The organism is Psychrobacter sp. 1U2 (genome assembly GCF_051847575.1).
Window position 1 is genome coordinate 1 of record NZ_JBPYDC010000714.1, and the last position, 882, is coordinate 882.

1 protein-coding gene is annotated in these 882 nt (G+C 45.7%); it reads left to right on the top strand.

Features of this window, described 5'->3' with window-relative positions:
* Window positions 1–882 (top strand): amino-acid N-acetyltransferase (argA, locus tag ACS8FD_RS18275; protein WP_439276894.1); only part of this gene is annotated, 882 nt, incomplete at both ends.

Genomic DNA, 882 nt, shown 5'->3' on the forward strand with positions numbered 1-882 from the left:
CTTAGGAATTAAGCTAGTATTGGTACATGGTGCGCGTCCGCAAATAGAAAAAAATCTACAAGAAGCTGGTATCAACTCTCCCCTACATCACGACGTTCGCATTACGCCACGTAACGCCATGCCATCTATCTTACAAGCGGTCGGTGCTATTCGTCTACAGATCGAAGCCCAATTATCAATGGGGCTTGCCAACTCGCCCATGTACGGCTCACGTATTGATGCGGTTTCTGGTAACTTTGTGACTGCGCGTCCTTATGGTATTCGAAATGGCGTCGATCATCAGATGACAGGTGAAGTACGCTCCATCGATATTGAGGCGATTAAGAACAACCTACTACACGATCATATTGTAATTTTAGGCTCAATGGGCTACTCAGCAACTGGTGAAGTTTTCAACTTGTTGAGTGAAGATGTGGCGCTTAGTGCGGCAGTGGCGCTTAGCGCAGACAAGCTTATCTTTTTAGGTGAAGAGGCTGACATCAATGATAACGGCCGCTTATTGCACGAAATGATTCCAAATGAAGTGGATCGTTTTTTGCGAGAACGTGATTTGAACAATGAAATTAATTACTTCTTGCATTGTGCCAGTTTGGCTTGTCGCCAAGGTGTTCATCGTACACATATCATCTCATATGCCAAAGATGGCGCGCTACTTGAAGAGCTGTTTACACGTGATGGCTCCGGTACGCTAATTAGTCACGACCCATACGAAGAGATTCGTCATGCCAATATAGATGATGTGGTCGGTCTTATTGAGCTGCTAACACCATTAGAAGAGCAAGGTATCTTGGTCAGCCGCTCACGCGAACGCCTAGAACAAGAGATCGACAACTATAGTGTGATTGAGCGCGATGGTATGATTTTAGGCTGTGCGGCCCTATA